Here is a 16460-nt window from a genome sequence, read left to right as displayed (position 1 = left end):
GGTCCGCGTGCGGATTCCGGGCGCTCGGCGAGTCCGCGTACCCGGTCCTTGTGACGGTCCGTGCGGGCTCCGGCTGCGGGCTCAGCCCCTGGCGGTGGCCGCGGCGGGGTCCGTCCCCTGCCCGCCACCGGCCGCCGGGGCGACCGGGGCGGGGACGTCGGCCCCGACGACCTCGTTGATGGAGCGGTGGCCGGAGGCCCGCACCAGCCGGGCGAGGCCGCGGTTGATGCGGCGGGGCCAGAGGGGGCCTCCGTAGATGAGACCGGTGTAGCCCTGCACGAGGCTGGCCCCCGCGCGGATACGGAACCAGGCGTCCAGGGGCGTCTCGATGCCGCCGACGGCGATCAGGGTCACCCGGTCGCCAACGCGGGCGCGCAGGCGGCGCAGCACCTCCAGGGAGCGCCGCTTGAGGGGGGCGCCGGAAAGGCCGCCCGCACCGGCCGCCTCCACCTGCGCCGCGGGGGTGGTCAGCCCCTCGCGGGAGATGGTGGTGTTGGTGGCGATGATGCCGTCGAGCCCCTCGGCCAGCGCGAGGTCGGCGACGGCGTCGACGTCCTCGTCGGCGAGGTCGGGGGCGATCTTGACCAGGAGGGGCAGGTCCGGTCGGTCGGCCTCGGCCAGGGCCCCGCGCACGGCGGCCAGGAGCGGGCGCAGCTGCTCCACGCCCTGGAGGTTGCGCAGTCCGGGGGTGTTGGGCGAGCTGACGTTGACCACCAGGTAGTCGGCGTAGCGGGCCAGGCGCCGGGCGCTGAGGGCGTAGTCGGCGGGGGCCTCCTCCTCGGGCGTGACCTTGGTCTTGCCGATGTTGACGCCGAGCACGGGACGGCGGCCGCCGCGCCGGTGGTGGAGGCGTTCGGCGACCAGGGCCGACCCCTCGTTGTTGAAGCCCATGCGGTTGACGATCGCGCGGTCGGCCACCAGTCGGGACAGGCGCGGCCGGGGGTTGCCCGGCTGGGGCTGGGCGGTGACGGTGCCCACCTCGACGAAGCCGAAGCCGAGCGCGGCCAGCCCGGAGGGGCTCTCCGCGTTCTTGTCGAAACCGGCCGCGAGCCCCAGCGGGCCGGGGAACTCCTGCCCGAGGGCGTGCACGGTCAGCTCCGGCTCGCGCGGCCCGAGCACACCGTTCATGGCGGAGGCCACGGCGGGCAGGGAGGTCACGCCGCGCAGGGCGGCGAAGCTGAGCTTGTGGACCTTCTCCGCGTCCATGTGGCGCAGGACCGAGCGGAAGAGCATCTGGTAGAACACGGTCATCCGTTTCCCTCGCCCTCGCGCTCGGCGAGGAAGCGTTCGAGTTCGGCGCCGAGCTCGTCGGCGGTGGGCAGCTGGGCGTCGTCGTCGGCCAGCGGGAGCGTGGGACGCTCCTGGGGGTCGGTCCGCGAGGACATGATGTCGTCGTACTGGCGCTCCAGGTTGGCCACGACGCGCTGGACCTCCTCGGAGGCCATGACCTGTTCGGCGATGTCGACGTCGGTCGCCGCGGCGACCTCCTCCATCTCCGTGGTGGTCAGGGCCAGGCCGGTGGCCCCGGCCACGTACTCGGCGGCGGCGATGGCCGCGCGCGGGTACTGGGCCTGGGCCAGGTAGCTGGGCACGTGGACGGCGTAGCCCACGAAGTCGTGGCCGCGCTCGCCGAGCCGGTACTCCAGCAGTGAGGTGGCGCTGCCGGGCACCTCGACGCGGCCGATCCACGGGGTGTGCCCCTCGACCAGCTCGGGGCGGGTGGAGTGCGGGGTGACCGTGACCGGCCGGGTGTGCGGGACCGCCATGGGGATGCCGTGGACGCTGACGGACAGCGTGACGGAGAAGCGGTCGACGAGGCTCCCCACGGCGGCGACGAAGGCCTCCCACTCGCGGTCCGGCTCCGGGCCGTGCAGGACCAGGAAGGGGGCGCCCTCGTCGTCGTGCATCCGGTACAGGGCGATCTTGGGCGCGTCGTAGGCGGTCCAGGTGTTCTCGACGAAGGTCATCGTCGGGCGGCGCGAGCGGTAGTCCACGAGGCGGTCGGCGTCGAAGGTCGCGACCTCCTCCGCGGTGAACCGGTCGAACAGCGACGTGATCATCTGGCGCCCGGCGTGTCCGGCGTCCACGAAGCCGTCCAGACAGACCAGCATCGCCAGTCCGGCGACGTCCTCGAAGCCTGGGTGGAGTTCGTACAGATCTGCGGAGTCACGCACCGGGTTCTCGTCTCCAAAACTGGTCGGGGTCACAGGGTCGCGCTCACGCGGCGGTCGGACGCCGGGGTACGGCCGGGAAGGCCCGATTCGCACCGCCTGGGAGGCTGTGCCCTGCTTCTCCAGAATACCGACCCACCAGCCCGCCGACCGAGCCGCGCGAGGGCGCTCGCGCCCCACGGCACCACCGCCGCCGACCGGTGCGGGAAGCGAACCCCGACCGGCTGAGCCGTGCCAGGACGCTCACCCACACCCCTACCAACCCCGACCGGCGGAGGGAGCTTCCTGCAACCGGGGCATGAGAGGACCGCCACACCCCGGCCCGGACCGCGCCCCGGCGGTTCACTGCGGGTCGGCGGCTCAGCGCGGGTCGGCCACCAGCAGCGAGCGCAACCGGTTGAGGACGGCGGCGACCTCGAAGCGGCGGGGCAGGGCGTAGTCGCCGCCGAAGTCGGAGCCCAGCAGGGTGACGCCCCTTCTGCCCAGGGCCTCCTCCAGGGAGTCGAGCGCCTGGGCGAGGGTGCGGACGCCGTCCAGGTGGCGTCCGGCGACCAGCTCGCGCAGGGCCAGTCCGGCGCCGGTGATCTGTCCGGGGTCGACGAACTGCTCCACCGCGCGCACGTCGACGTCGTGGTCGCCGAACACCAGCACGTCCATGTCGCGGCGCTTGATCCGGCCCCGGCCCCGCGAGGTGCTGTCGTCCACGGAGGCGGGGTCGACCACGCGGGGGCGCGGCAGGGCGAAGTCCGCGTCCACGCGCTCGTGGGCGAGCTCGCGGGCCCGTTCGGTGACGTCGTACGGGTGGTAGGCGTCGAGCATGATCACGTGGTCGGCGACGTCGAAGTAGTCGCCGCTGCCGCCCATGACCAGGACCGTGGACACCCCGTGGTCGCGGCGCAGGGGCCGGACGAGGTCGATGAAGGGGACCAGGGGCTCCCGGTCGCCGTGCACGAGGGCCTGCATGCGCTCGTCGCGGATCATCAGGTTGGTGGCGGTGGAGTCCTCATCCACCAGCAGGGTGCGCGACCCCGCCTCGACCGCCTCGCAGATGTTGGCCGCCTGGGAGGTGGACCCGGAGGCGTTCTCGGTGCGGAAGTCGCTCGTGTCGGCGCCGGTGGGCAGGTTGCGCACGAAGGCGCTCACGTCCACGCGTTCGACCCTGCGGCCCTCCTCCGCGCGGATCTTGACGGCGTCGTACCTGGTCACCACCAGTTCGCGGCCGTCGCCGGGGACGTGGTCGTAGACACCGCGCTCCAGGGCGTGCAGCAGGGTGGACTTGCCGTGGAAGCCGCCGCCGACGATGAGGGTGATGCCCTCGGGGACGCCCATGCCGCTCACCGTGCCCCGGTGCGGCAGGTCGACGCTGACCCGCAGGCCCTCGGGGGAGGCGAAGGGCACGGCGCCGCCGGTCATCGGTTCGTCGCTGACACCGCTGCGCCGGGGCAGCACGGCGCCGTCCGCGACGAAGGCCACCAGGCCCCTCTCCTCCAGCTGGGAGCGCAGGGCGACCGTGTCGGCGACGCTGTCGGCGAAGGCCGCGGCCTCCTCGGTGTCGACCTCCTCCCAGTCCAGGTCGTCCACCAGGCCGGGCAGCGTGCGGCACAGCTCCCGCTCGGCGGTGCGGCCGTCGATGCGGCGGCCGTGGCCGGGCAGGTCGATGCCGATGCGCAGGTCGATGCCGCCGTCGGTGAGCTGGCAGGAGGAGCGTTCGATCACCTCCTGGCCTCCGGTGTCGATCCTGAGCAGCGATCCGCGCAGGAGCCGGCGGGCGCGCCGCCCCAGGTAGTCGGCGGTGGCGCGGCGGCGCACCGGGTCGCCCCAGGCGCTCTTGGGGATGCCGGCGTCCGGGATGAGCACGCGCACCCGCGAGGGCGGCGCGAAGGGGTCGGCCTGGACCCGCTGCACGGTCAGGGTGAAGTCGCCGAAGTCCCAGTCCCCCCTGAGGGACTTGTAGCGGCCGTAGGAGGCGCCGTCCATGCGCAGGAGTTCCTCGGAGAGCCGGGCCCCGTCGCGGACGCCGCGGATCGGCTCGGGCTCGGGCGCGCGCCCGCCGCCGCGGCCCCCGCCGCCCCCGTACCGGCGCCCCTGGCCGCCCCCGTACCGTCCCGTCATCGCTGTCCCCCAGACGTCTGTTTCCTCTGTTCCGGCCAGGTTAGGCGTTGGGCGGATCCGCCGCAGAGGGCCTGTGGACAACCGCACCGGGCGCTCCGGTCGCCGCCCGCCCGGGCGAGGAACCGGGAATCGGCGCGCCCTGGACTCCGCGGTCCCGCCCGCCGCCCGGGCGGCGCACCGGTGCGAACACCCCGCGCCCCGGCAGCGGCACACTGAAGCCGCCCCGCGGTAACAAGCACGCAACATAGCCGCAGAAAAGCGAGAAACACGAATCCAACACTTCTCTTCGTGGTCGAAATACTGCAAGAAGTGACTGCAGAACGTGAACCCACCGATTCCTCCGCCCCGAGGACGGAAAAACTTCACCAGGGAACATGCACGGGCCCGACGGAACATCCCAGCCCCACGCCTTCCTCACCTGGCCCTCCAAAACATGAGACTTTTAGTGTGATCTGAGTCACATTTGACGCTTATATTCGCCAATGCTACTTTCGTGGACGTCCCATAAATTTTGCTTAGGTGCGTTTACTGGTGCGCGTTATATTGTTCGCCCCCGAGACATTCAATCTCGCGGAGACAACCCGGTCCATCGAGGTGGCGAAGCACCTCCGCGGAAAATATGAATGCGTCTTTTCCGGGTATTCCGAAAGATACTCTGGTCTCATTGGAGAGGCCGGGTTCACGTTTCACCGCCTGGCCCCCGCGCTGACCGACGAAGACGCGGACCAGCTGATCCGCGTCGATCAGGGGAAGGCGGTCCGGCACCCCTTCACCGCCGCGATGCTCCGCACCCGCGTCGCCAGCGAACTCGCCCTCATCAGCACGCTCCGCCCGGCGGCGGTCGTGATCGGCACGACGCTCAGCCAGTTCGTCTCCGCCCGTGCCGCCGGCGTGCCGCTCGTCTACGTCAAGCCCTTCGCCTACAGCTGGCCCCACATCCTCCAGACGCGGTCGCTGCCGCTCGTCGAAGGGGGCGGCCCGCTCCCCCGGGCGGTCAACACCGGCGCCGCCTCCCTCCTGCGGCAAGCCGCCCGGATGACCACCTACAAGCCCGCGGCCTTCCGGGCGGTCGCGCGCGAGCACGGGGTCAGGCTGCCCGGTCGCACCATCCAGGCGCTCGACGCCGACCTCAACCTGATCACCTCCCTCTCCTGCTACCTGCGCCCCTACCGGATGCCCGCGAACTACCGCCTGGTCGGCCCGGTCTTCGCCCGGATCGACCGGGAGGTCCCTCCGGACGTGGTCCGCGTCGCCGAGGCCTCGGCGCGGGCGAAACGCCCGGTGGTCTACTTCGCCATGGGCAGTTCCGGCAACCGGGAGGTGGTGCTCCGGGTCCTCGCCGAGCTCTCCCGGATGCCCGTCACCGTCATCGCCCCCGTCGCCTCCTACCTGAAGGAGAGCGACCTCCCCGAGGTCGCGGACAACATCCACGTGCGCGGCCTCCTCCCCGCACACCTGCTCGGCGACCTCATCGACGCCTCCGTGATCCACGGGGGCGAGGGAACCGTGCAGACCGCGGTCACGACCGGAAAACCCTTCGTCGGAATCGGTCTGCAGATGGAGCAGCGGTGGAACGTGGCGGACTGCGTCCGCTTCGGAAACGCCGTCGCCGTCTCCCCCGGGGACGTTTCCGGAAGCTCTTTCCGGAATGCCGTGGAGAAGGTCCTCACAGACCCCTACACCCGCTCCCGTGCCCGGGAACTCCGCGGACTCCTCTCCGGGGTCGACGGGGCGGCATCAGCAGCGGAACACATTCACGAACACGTGTCTCAGAAGCCGTGAAGAACGACTTGGAGCCCCCATGAGTCACACGAGTAACATGAGTACCGATCTGCTCAAAACCGTCGCTGAAATAGCCTCGTACGAAACCCACGAAATCGACCCCGGAAAACTCATGATCGACGACCTCGGGTTCGACTCGATCATGATCATGGACCTCGTCTCCAGCCTCGCCAAGAACCACCCCCAGATCCGCGCGATCGACCCGTGGGAGGACTTCCAGGACGACATCACCTACGCCGACCTCGAACTCCGTCTGCACGCGCTGGTCGAGGAGACCCCGGCGGACGCCCCCGCGGCTCCCGAGGGCATCGCGCGGATGGAGAAGATCGTCCAGTTCGGGGACTTCCTCCGCGGGCAGGAGGACCTGCCCTACTTCGCCGCCTACCGCGGGGTCGCCGCGAACACGATCAGTGTCGGCGCCCGCACGTTCGTGAACTACTCCAGCTACAACTACCTCGGCACCAACGGCCACCCCCGTATCCGCAAGGCCGTCGACGACGCCGTCGCGGAGCACGGGACCTCGGTCTCGGCGAGCAGGCTCATCGGCGGCGAGATCGGTCTCCACGGGGAGCTGGAGCGCACGATCGCCGACTTCATCGGCGTGGACGACGCGCTCGTGCAGGTCGGCGGGCACAGCACCAACGTCAACATCCTGGGGAACCTGTTCGGTGAGGACGACCTGATCCTCCACGACTCCCTGGCCCACAACAGCCTCATCCAGGGCGCGCTGCTCTCCGACGCCAAGCGCAAGCCCTTCAAGCACAACGACATGGAGAACCTGGAACAGGAGCTGGCACGGCTGCGCCCCAGGTTCCGCAACGTCGTCATCGTCGTCGAGGGTGTCTACAGCATGGACGGCGACCTGTGCCCCCTGCCGGAGCTGCTGCGGATCAAGGAGCACCACGACGCCTTCCTCATGATCGACGAGGCCCACTCGATCGGCACCGTGGGGCGCGCGGGCCGCGGTGTGGCCAGCCACTTCGGTGTGGACCCGCGCCGCGTCGACATCCACATGGGCACCCTCAGCAAGGCCTTCAACAGCTGCGGAGGCTACATCGCCGGAAGCCGCGGGTTCGTCGAGTACCTGCGCTACAACCTCCCCGGCTTCGTCTTCAGCGTGGGTATGACCCCCGCCAACACCGCGGCGGCCCTGGAGTCGATCCGCCTGTGCCAGGAGAACCCCCACTGGATCGACGAGCTGCACGAGATCTCCCAGCGCTTCCTCGGCGCCCTGAGGGACATGGGCCTGGACACGGGCAGGAGCGGGGGCACGCCCGTGGTCCCGCTCATCACCGGCGACTCCGCCCTCGCCCTGAGGTTCTCCGAACAGCTGCACGTCAGCGGCATCAACGTGGCGCCCATCCTGCACCCGGCGGTCCGGGAGGACGAGGCCAGGCTCCGCTTCTTCCTGTCCCGCCTGCACACCGAGGAGGACCTCGAGGTGACCTTCAAGGCCCTGAACGAGCTGGAGGCCGTCCGATGAGGCACAGCGAGATCGCCCTCAGGCGGCACAACCTGGCCCTGCGCTCCCGGCAGACGCCCGTCGTCCGCGCGGCGCTGGCGGCGGCGAACGGGCTGGGCCTGCGCGGCGGACCCCTGCTCCAGCTCCTCCTCCTGTCCAAGCTCCAGGGGTTCCTGCGGCACATCGTGCTCACCCTCATGGACCGGGAGTTCCCCGACGGCGACCTGTCCGCGCGCCCGGACACGGACCCCCGCATCCTCGACGACTTCCTCCGGCTCGCCCTGGAACTGGGCGTCGCCGCACGGGTGGACGGCGCCGTCGTCCCCGAACCCGCCTACACCACCGGGTTCGCCGGCTTCGGCGGCGACTCGGCCACGCGCCCGCGCGCCGAAGCCGAGAAGGACTACGTGTTCGTCCGAGGGCTCATCCGCAAGGCCGAGGCGGACGGGGAGTCCGGGCCGCTGCACCGGCCGGACGTGCGCTACCTGATCGTCCTCAGCCGGTACATCCTCGAACTGGAGGGCATGGGGTTCGACGCCCAGGTCGCGCCCTCCTTCTCCGAGAAGTTCTACTCCGACCTCGGTGCCCTGGCCTACGAGCTCTACACGAAGCGCTCGTTCGAACGGCTCTGCCGCCGTCTCTCCCCCGCGTCCGTCCTGGACATCGGCTGCGGTGACGGCCTGCACATGAGCTCGGTGCTCTCCACCCTGCCCACCGCCCGGATGGTCGGCCTGGAACCCCAGGTGAAGGTCGCCGACGCCACACGCGAGCGGTTGTCCGGGCATCCGAACACACGCGTGGAACCGGTCCGGTTCACCGACCACGACACCACCGACCGCTTCGACATGGTCCTGAGCAGCTTCATGATCTTCTACATGCCCGAGGAGGAACGCGTCCCGTTCTTCCGCAGGGTCCGTGAGGTCCTGTCGCCGACGGGCACCTACGTCATCGGCCAGTACTTCCCCGACTTCGAGGACGTCCAGGAGGTCCTCGTACGCTCGACCTCCCCGGTGCCGGGCACCCAGCTCTACCTGTCCGGTGTGGGCAACTCCCTGGTCAAGGCCGAGGCCCTCCTCAACCGCGTGCTGTCGGACTTCCGGTCGGTGGCCTACTGGAGCACACTCCAGGACCAGCTCTCGGAGGCCGGCCTGGCCGTGGAGGAGATCGTTCCGGCCGACAGCATGTACTACTCGTACTTCCTGCTCGTGCGGCGGGCGGAGGGCGTCTCGTGATCGCGGCGGAGAACCTGGTCAAGTCGTTCCCCGTCGGCGGGGAGCACGGCACCACGGTGCTCAAGGGGGTGTCCCTGAAGATCGAGGAGGCGACGCTGTGCACCATCCTCGGCCCGTCCGGATCCGGGAAGTCCACACTCCTCAACTGCCTGTCCGGTTTGGAGGGGATCGACTCCGGCACCGTCACCGTCGCCGACCGCGACGTCCACTCCCTGTCGCGCCGGGAGGTCGACCGCTTCCGCCGCGACGAGATCGCGTTCGTCTTCCAGGAGTACAACCTGATCGGGGACCTGACGCTGCACGAGAACATCGTGCTCGACCGGCCGCTCATCCCGAAGGTGGACGAGCTGATCGACGGCTGGAACCTGCGCGGCGTGGTGGACAGCTTCCCCGGTGAGTGCTCCGGCGGCCAGCGGCAGAAGTGCGCGATCCTGAGGGCGCTCAACAAGGAGTGCGCGATCCTGTTCTGCGACGAGCCCACGGGCGCGCTCGACACGGTGTCGACCCGCGAGGTCTTCTCGGTGCTCCAGGACCTGACCCTGCGGTTCGGTGTCACCATCGTGATGATCACGCACAACGAGCTGGTCACGGGGATCTCCCACCAGGTCGTGCGCCTGCACGACGGCCGTGTCGTCTCCGACGACCGGAGCCTGGCCCCCGTGGACGCCTCGTCGGTCGCATGGTGAGCCCCGCCCTCCGCGACACGCTGCGCAAGCGGGTACGGCGACGGGCGAGACGCAACTGGCCCGAGCTCGTGACGCTCTTCCTCATCACGGTCATCGGGTTCACCCTGAGCAGCTCCTTCTTCGTGGCGTCCACGAGCGTGCTCGGCGACCTCGAACGCTTCGCCGAGGAGAACAACCAGGAGGAGGGGTACTTCGTCGCCGACGGCGGGGAGGGGGAGCAGGTACGGGGTGAGGTGGCCGACGGAGTGGAGTCGGTGCTCAGCGCCGACGTGCCGGGACCCGACGACTCCACCCTGCGGCTGTTCCCTCCCCGGGAGTCGATCAACCTGCACGCGGTGGTCGCCGGACGGGACCTGGAGGCCGACGACGACGTGCTGCTCGACGAGCAGTACGCGAACGCCCACGGGCTGGAGGTCGGCGACCGCGTCACCGTCGGGTCCCTCGACCTCGAAGTGGTCGGCTTCGCGACCGCGCCCGACTACATGACCACCAAGAGCAGCGAACTGGTCCTCCAGCCGAACGCGGACGATTTCGGCATGGCGTTCGTCACCGGCGACACCTTCGACGCGGAGTTCCTCGACGAGGCGACCCGGCAGTTCTCCTTCGACGAGCGCACCGACGTCGCGTCCGTCATCGACGAGTACGCTCCCTCGCTCATACGCGACTCGGACAACAACTCCCGGATCCAGCAGGTCATCGGAGACTCCGCCGCCCCGCGCGACCTAGCCGCGCTCATCTTCGTCATCTTCACGGCCATCATCGTCGCCCTGGTGTCCGTGTACCACTTCGAGACACGCAGGAGGGAACAGCGCGACATCGCCACCTTCGAGCGGCTCGGGCTCGCCTCCCGCCTGCGCGGGCACTACCGGGTCGAGACGGTGTTCACACTCGTCGCGGCCTGGGTCGTGTGCACGGCCCTGACGGCGGTGGCGGCGACACCGATCATGTCGATCAACGGCAGGCTCTACAACTATCCGCCGCTCTCGGTCGACGTCCCGGTGCTGGTCGCCGTCTCCCTGGTCACCCTCGCCGTGCTGCTCCTCGTGGACTACGCCTGCTACCGGACGGTCCACCGAAGGCCCCGCCGGCGCCGCAGGGCACGCCGGGAGCCCCGCGTGTCCACCTCGGGGCTGCGGTTCATCCCCGACTTCGGGCTGCGGCTACGGCTGGTCAAGGCCCTGCGCAACCCCCGGGAGCCGCTGTCCCTGGTCGCGCTCGTGCTGATCGTCAGCCTCTTCGTGAACTTCTCGTTCATGCTGAAGATCTCGGTGGACGAGTACGTGGCGATGCTCGAAACGGACACCGACTACGAGTACATGTACGTGCTGTTCGACGCCGTGGCCGAAGCGGGCCTGGAACGGGACGAGGACGAACTCGCCCGGCTCACCACCCTGTACGACGACGAGCACGTCGCGCAGATGGTGTTCTCCGTACCGTCGGACTCGCGCTTCTTCGGTGAGGTGGACGAACCCACCGTCACCGAGGCGTTCGCCGACAAGTACGGGGTGGGCGAGGGCAGCGAACTCCGGTTCACCGACATCGAGGGCGGGGCCGAGTACACGCTGGAGGTCGGCGCCGTCACCGACAACGCGACCTCCGCGCTGGTGTACGTCCCCGAGGACCAGCGGATCGAGGACTCCGGAACGCGGGCCCCGTCCGTCCCGGTCGCGTTCACCGGGTCGCGCCACCCCGACCTGCACGACGCGGTCCCCTCGGTCTCGCGGGAGAGCATCGCCTCCTCCGGGGAGAGCATCGTCGAGATCATCAACATCCAGGTGTCGCTGCTCATCGGTATCGCGGTGGCCCTTCTGGCCATCATGCTCCTGTCCATCTACCGCTTCACCTTCGCCACCCAGGGCGAGTTCGTCCGGATCATGCGGATGAACGGCTACTCGCCCGGCGTCCTCAACCGGGCGGTGTTCGGCTACACGGTTCCCCTGGTCGTGTCGCTCGTCGCTCTGACCGCGTTCGCCGCCTCGGCCGTGGTCCGGGCGTTCTTCGACCGGATCATGTCCACCTTCGTCACCTTCGTCCCCGCGAGCACGTCCTATCTGCCGTTCGCCCTGACCTGCTCGACCGTGCTCGTGCTGTTCGCGGTCGTCCTCATCAGGTCGCGATCCCGCCTGAGAAGGAGTTGATGGTGTCCGAAACGAAACGACGCGTCGTGGTGACCGGTACCGGCGTGGTGAGCCCGATCGGCGCTGACACGGAGGAGTTCTGGGGATCGCTGCTCGACGGCAGGACGAACTTCACCGAACCGGACATCGAGGGCGTGACCCTCGTCGCCCGGGTGCCCGACGGTTGGGAGGAGGGGTTCCCCACCCGCGTCCGCCGCCACACCGACCGGGTCACCCGCCTGGCGCTGCGCGCCTCGGAGGAGGCCCTGACCGGTGCGGGCCTGCTCGGTCTGCCCGAGGTGCTCCACGGGGCGGGCCTGTTCATGGGCAGCTCGATCGGCGGTGTGCAGACCCTCGCCTCCGAGTTCGGCGACGGGGCCGTCCACGGAGTGCGGGAGATCTCCCCCCTGATCGTGCCCAAGGGGCTCATGAACATGATCGCGGCGAACATCTCCATCGAGTTCGGGCTGCGGGGCGAGGCGCTCAGCTACGCCTCCGCGTGCGCCTCGGGCAGCGTGGCGATCGGCGAGGCGTTCCGGAGGGTGCGCGCGGGCGACCTGGAAGTGGCCGTCGCCGGGGGCGCTGAGGCCTGTGTCATCGACCAGGTCCTCGAACCGTTCAGGAAACTGGGCGCCATGACGTCCTCGTCCGATCCCGACGGCGCGTCGGTGCCCTTCTCCGGGAACCGCTCGGGGTTCGTGATGGCGGAGGGCGCGGGGGTCCTCGTCCTGGAGTCGTGGGAGCACGCGCGGCGGCGGGGCGCGCCCGTCCTCGGCGAGGTGGTGGGCTACCACGGCACCTCGGACGCGGGTTCGCTGCTCGCCCCCGACCTGGACGGAGTCACCCGTGCGATGGCGGGGCTGTTCTCGCCGGGGTCCGACCACGGGGTGTCCGAGGTCGGATACGTCAACGCGCACGGCACGTCCACCCAGCTCAACGACCGGACGGAGGCGTCGGCGATCGCGTCCCTGTTCCCGCACCGGCCGCTGGTGTCGTCGACCAAGTCCTACTACGGCCATCCGCTCGGAGCGGCGGGCGCGCTGGAGGCGATCGTGTGCCTGCTCAGCCTCGGCAGGGGCGTGGCCGTTCCCACCCTGAACGTGAGCAAGGACGACGTGGACCCCGACATCGACCTCAACCTGCTCCTGGGGGACCCGCAGCCGATGCCCGACGGACTGGCCCTGTCGAACTCCTTCGCCTTCGGCGGGCAGAACTCCTCGCTCCTCCTGTCCCGGGCGGGGTGAGGGAGCGGCCCCGCGGGGGCGGCGGGGCCGGTCACCGGGGGGCGTTGGGCGGAACCACCGCAGAGGGCCCGCGGGCAACCGCCACCGGGCGCTCCGGTCGTCGCCCGCACGGACGAGGACCGGGGGTTCAGCGCGCCCTGAATCCTGCGGTCCCGCCCGCCCGGGCGGGCGGCGCCCCGGCGCGGGCGCCCGGTCCGGGAGTGGACGCGGGCGGCGCCGGTGGGACGGCTCCGCCGGCAACGCCGCAACGGTGGCCGTCCGCCGGAGAGGACCGGCCCCGCTGGGGCGGCGGGGCCGGTCTTCCGGGGGGTGCGCCGCGGCCCCCCGATACCAAGGGGGTGTGCCGGAGGGGCCGCGGCGGGCACCTCCCCGGGAGGGGTGGGGAGGTGCCTCGGACCAGTTCTACCGGAACTCGGGGCCCTGTGAGGGGGAAACCCGGATTCCTCCCGTCCCCGCGCTCACATTCCGTCCCCGCCCGGCCACGCCGCCCGCACGGCCGGAACCCGCGCCCCGGGGGGTTCGCGGGCTGGCCGGGGCCCTAGAGGAACAGCGTGCCGGTGGCCACGGTGACCGCCTCGCCGCCGATGATCACCCGCCCGTTGCGCTCCTCCACCAGCAGGTCGCCGCCGCGCGCGGAGGCCTGGTGGGCGCTCAGCTCGCTGCGGCCCAAGCGGTCGGCCCAGAACGGGGTGAGCACGGTGTGCGCCCTGCCGGTGACCGGGTCCTCGGGCACGCCGACGTTGGGGCCGAAGACCCGGGAGACGAAGTCGGGGCCCTCGTCGGCCCGGGCGGTGACGATGACCAGGTGGTACGGCATCCGCCCCAGCGCGGCGATGTCGGGCGACAGCCCGCGCACGGCCTCCTCGTCGGCGAGCTCGACCAGCAGGTCCTGGCCGCCGAGGCCCAGGCCGGTCCACAGGGGGCGCGAGCCCAGGGCCTCGGCCAGCCCCTCGGGCTCCTCGACGCGCTTGGGCCACGCGGCGGGGAAGTCCATCCACAGCCGCCCGTCCCGCTCGGTGACGGTGAGGACGCCGCTGCGGGTGGTGAAGCGGTAGGGGCCGGGGACACCGAGTTCGGACAGGGTGTGGGCGGTGGTCAGGGTGGCGTGCCCGCACAGGTCGACCTCGACGGTGGGGGTGAACCAGCGCAGCTCGTAGTCGGCGTCGGACTCCCGCACGGGCCGGGCGAAGGCGGTCTCGGACAGGTTGAACTCGGCGGCCACACCCTGGGCCCAGTCGTCGGAGTAGGCCTCGTCCAGGACCAGGACGGCGGCGGGGTTCCCGGCCAGGGGCCGGTCGGTGAAGGCGTCGACCACGCGGTACTCAGGCATGGGGCCCAGACTAGGACCCTCCCCGGCGCCGCCCCAAGGGCCGCTTCGCGGGGCGGTGGCCCGTCCCGACGCGCAGCGTCCCCGACGGGCGATGGCGGGCGACGGGCGGGCCGAAGCGGAGCGGAGGTCCAAAAAACACTGCCTAGAGCGGCGGCTCGTCCAGGATGAACATGGTCTGCGTGCTCTTGACCTCGGGGATGCGCTGGAGGCGTTCGAGGACGAAGGTGCGCAGGGCCGCGGCGTCGGTGACACGGACCAGCAGGAGCAGGTCCACGTCCCCGGAGACGAGCGCGGCGTGGTCGACCTCGGGGATGTCGCGCAGGTAGCCGCGGAAGCGTTCCCAGGAGTGCTGCTCGATGCGCACCGACACGTAGGCCGACAGGGCGGTGCCGTACTTCTCGGGGTCGATGACGGCGGTGAAGCCGCGGATGACGCCCTCCGAGCGCAGGCGTTCGAGGCGCGAGTAGGCGTTGGCGCGGGAGATGTGCGCCTGTTCGGCGACCGCGCGGATGGACATGCGCCCGTCGTGGCGGAGCAAGGAGATGATGCGACGGTCGGTGTCGTCCAACTGCACGGCCATGCTTACCTCATACCGCTCACACGATCATCGACGGAGAACATCCGGGCCGTCGCGCCGCACTACTGGGCATTTCGTCCAGTATCCGGATGGACTTATCGACAATATGGGGTGATTCACCTCATATTCAAGACATGAAGCGCACCGATGAGCGATCCGGTCCGGCTCCTCCCCTCCCCTCGACGGAGGCGGTGCGCCCCGTGGACCGGTGCCGGCCCCGGCCCGCGGGCCGCGCGAGACCTGAACGGCGTACCTGCCGGTGCGGACCCCCCTGCCGCGGACGCGAACGGGGGCCGCGGCCGGTCGGCCGCGGCCCCCGCGGTGCGCCGGAACACGTGTCCCGGCCGACGGGCCGTCCTGTGCGGGTCAGCGCCCACCGCGCAGCCTGTCGATCACGGAGTTGAGCCGCGTGCCCAGGCTGTGACGGCCGCTGCTCGCGTCCGTCAGGCTTCCGCCGTCGTCCTCGGCTCCGGCGTGGGCGCCGGACGGGCGGCGCGTCCAGGCGAAGAGCACGGCGAGCAGCACGGCCGGGATGAGGGCCAGGGCCAGCAGCCCGGTGCCGCTGATGACGCCGTCGGAGCCCATGAGCTGGAAGCCGGACAGGTCGTTGGCCGCGGTCTCGGCGGTCACGCCGCCGTCGCCGTCCCCGTTCCCGTTCTCGGCGGCGCCCTCCTCGGGCTGCTCCTCCTCGGCGCTCTGCTCGGGCTCGCCCTCGTCCTTCTTCGGGGCGGGCTCCTCGCTCTTCTCGCTCTTCTGCGCGCTCTCCTCGGCGGGCTCCTCGGTCTCCTCCTCGGGAAGGGCGTCCTCGGGGATCGGGGAGACCGCGTCCTCGCACTTGTTGCCGGGCTGCTGGAAGGGGTGCGGTGCGCCCTCGGTGCCCGCGCCGTCGCCCCACTTGGTGATGTAGTACTCCACCTCGAGGTGGCCGTTGCCGCCGCTGACGGTGTAGTTGCTGTCGTTCCAGGTCTCGCCCGTGATCTCGGCGAAGGTCTTGCCGTCCATGTCGAGGAGGACGTCACAACCCTCGGAGGGGGCGCCCGGGCCCCGGTCGCCGATGAAGAACTCGGCTTTCTTGCCCTCGTAGACGACATAGCCCTCGGTGCCGAGCGGCCAACTGGGGCTGGAGAAAAGGCCCTTCTGCATGGGTTCCCCGCTCGCGGGGGCTCCTGTGTCCCCGTTGATGCCGGAACCGTCGTCCCAGAAGTAGGTCGCGGTAACTTCGCCGTGCTGAATGGGAGTGTCGTTGCTCATAAGTAGGAAGCCAGGTTGACGACAGGGCCGAGAAGACCGCGGGCATGACTCGCCCGGCGTGCGGGCACGCTCGGTGCGCCCCCGCGAGGGCGTGGTCAAGGCAGGGTTCTCCCGCGTCGCTGGCGGCGAGTGGCGGGCGGGAACGGGATGTACCGATGGGATTCGGCTTCTCCGCTGGCGCAGGCGCGTGGATTCGCGCGGCCCTGTCCCCGGGGAAAGAGGTCTCGACTCCCTTGCGGCTCTCGGCCGGTCAAGGGCTCGGCATCGGTTCGTCAAACAGCAATAACGAACCGATCACGAGGACACTAACCCACGTTTAGGCAAAGCGCGCAATCCCCCGAGGTAAAATGACTTTGCGTGTCTCTCGCAATACGTTACGAAACGGGGCGTGCGAGGGACCGAAAACGCGAAAAGCCCCGGTGGCAGGGGATTTACGGACCGCCCCGGGGCAGCGGAGGGGCCTTTCCGTGGCCCTCGTCATAGCTTCGGCTCCACC

12 protein-coding genes are annotated in these 16460 nt (G+C 70.6%); 6 read left to right on the top strand and 6 right to left on the bottom strand.

Annotated elements, in window-relative coordinates; translation table 11 throughout:
- Positions 1-81 precede the first annotated feature (81 nt).
- The 3 genes from AC0VX6_RS07840 to AC0VX6_RS07830 form a co-directional block, all read right to left on the bottom strand.
- On the bottom strand, positions 82-1251 hold the full coding sequence (locus AC0VX6_RS07840) for a quinone-dependent dihydroorotate dehydrogenase (protein ID WP_274976842.1): 1170 nt from the start codon (positions 1249-1251) through the stop codon (positions 82-84).
- A complete protein-coding gene (locus tag AC0VX6_RS07835; RefSeq protein ID WP_475467957.1) occupies positions 1248-2174 on the bottom strand; it encodes a proteasome assembly chaperone family protein in 927 nt (308 codons plus the stop codon). Before AC0VX6_RS07835 ends, AC0VX6_RS07840 begins: the two co-directional genes overlap by 4 nt.
- A gap of 357 nt (positions 2175-2531) precedes the next feature.
- Positions 2532-4283 (bottom strand): ABC-ATPase domain-containing protein, encoded by a 1752-nt coding sequence (locus AC0VX6_RS07830; protein ID WP_475467955.1) that lies wholly within the window; start codon positions 4281-4283, stop codon positions 2532-2534.
- 780 nt (positions 4284-5063) lie between these two features.
- On the opposite strand from AC0VX6_RS07830, the gene AC0VX6_RS07825 reads away from it, so the two are divergent.
- Genes AC0VX6_RS07825 through AC0VX6_RS07800 form a run of 6 tightly spaced genes read left to right on the top strand, consistent with a single transcriptional unit; the run spans position 5064 to position 12806 of the window.
- A complete protein-coding gene (locus AC0VX6_RS07825) occupies positions 5064-6065 on the top strand; it encodes a glycosyltransferase (protein WP_274976839.1) in 1002 nt (333 codons plus the stop codon).
- A 19-nt stretch (positions 6066-6084) separates the two neighbouring features.
- Complete coding sequence (locus tag AC0VX6_RS07820) at positions 6085-7548, top strand: aminotransferase class I/II-fold pyridoxal phosphate-dependent enzyme (RefSeq protein WP_475483714.1); 1464 nt, start codon at positions 6085-6087, stop codon at positions 7546-7548.
- Entirely contained in the window at positions 7545-8759 is a 1215-nt protein-coding gene (locus AC0VX6_RS07815) for an SAM-dependent methyltransferase (RefSeq protein ID WP_274976837.1), read from the top strand. Before AC0VX6_RS07820 ends, AC0VX6_RS07815 begins: the two co-directional genes overlap by 4 nt.
- On the top strand, positions 8756-9445 hold the full coding sequence (locus AC0VX6_RS07810) for an ABC transporter ATP-binding protein (RefSeq protein ID WP_274976836.1): 690 nt from the start codon (positions 8756-8758) through the stop codon (positions 9443-9445). Before AC0VX6_RS07815 ends, AC0VX6_RS07810 begins: the two co-directional genes overlap by 4 nt.
- Positions 9439-11583: an ABC transporter permease family protein gene (locus AC0VX6_RS07805; RefSeq protein WP_475483713.1), complete on the top strand. Its 2145-nt coding sequence runs from the start codon at positions 9439-9441 to the stop codon at positions 11581-11583. The genes AC0VX6_RS07810 and AC0VX6_RS07805 overlap by 7 nt, the downstream gene beginning before the upstream one ends.
- Positions 11583-12806 carry a beta-ketoacyl-[acyl-carrier-protein] synthase family protein gene (locus AC0VX6_RS07800; protein WP_475467950.1) on the top strand — a complete coding sequence of 408 codons (1224 nt, stop codon included), beginning with the start codon at positions 11583-11585 and terminating at the stop codon, positions 12804-12806. The genes AC0VX6_RS07805 and AC0VX6_RS07800 overlap by 1 nt, the downstream gene beginning before the upstream one ends.
- A 538-nt stretch (positions 12807-13344) precedes the next feature.
- On the opposite strand, the gene AC0VX6_RS07795 is transcribed toward AC0VX6_RS07800, so the two are convergent.
- The 3 genes from AC0VX6_RS07795 to AC0VX6_RS07785 all read right to left on the bottom strand — a co-directional run bounded on the left by AC0VX6_RS07795 (position 13345) and on the right by AC0VX6_RS07785 (position 15964).
- The gene (locus AC0VX6_RS07795; protein WP_475467949.1) at positions 13345-14136 is read right to left on the bottom strand and encodes a PhzF family phenazine biosynthesis protein; all 792 of its coding nucleotides are present in this window, start codon (positions 14134-14136) and stop codon (positions 13345-13347) included.
- Positions 14137-14278: 142 nt separating this feature from the next.
- Positions 14279-14716 carry an Lrp/AsnC family transcriptional regulator gene (locus AC0VX6_RS07790; RefSeq protein WP_274976832.1) on the bottom strand — a complete coding sequence of 146 codons (438 nt, stop codon included), beginning with the start codon at positions 14714-14716 and terminating at the stop codon, positions 14279-14281.
- 363 nt (positions 14717-15079) lie between these two features.
- Positions 15080-15964, bottom strand: a complete 885-nt coding sequence (locus tag AC0VX6_RS07785) for a hypothetical protein (protein ID WP_475467947.1) — start codon at positions 15962-15964, stop codon at positions 15080-15082.
- Positions 15965-16460 lie beyond the last annotated feature (496 nt).

The sequence above is a fragment of the Nocardiopsis sp. iso_25 genome, from assembly GCF_056173305.1.
This window is presented reverse-complemented; position numbering and strand designations above follow the sequence as displayed.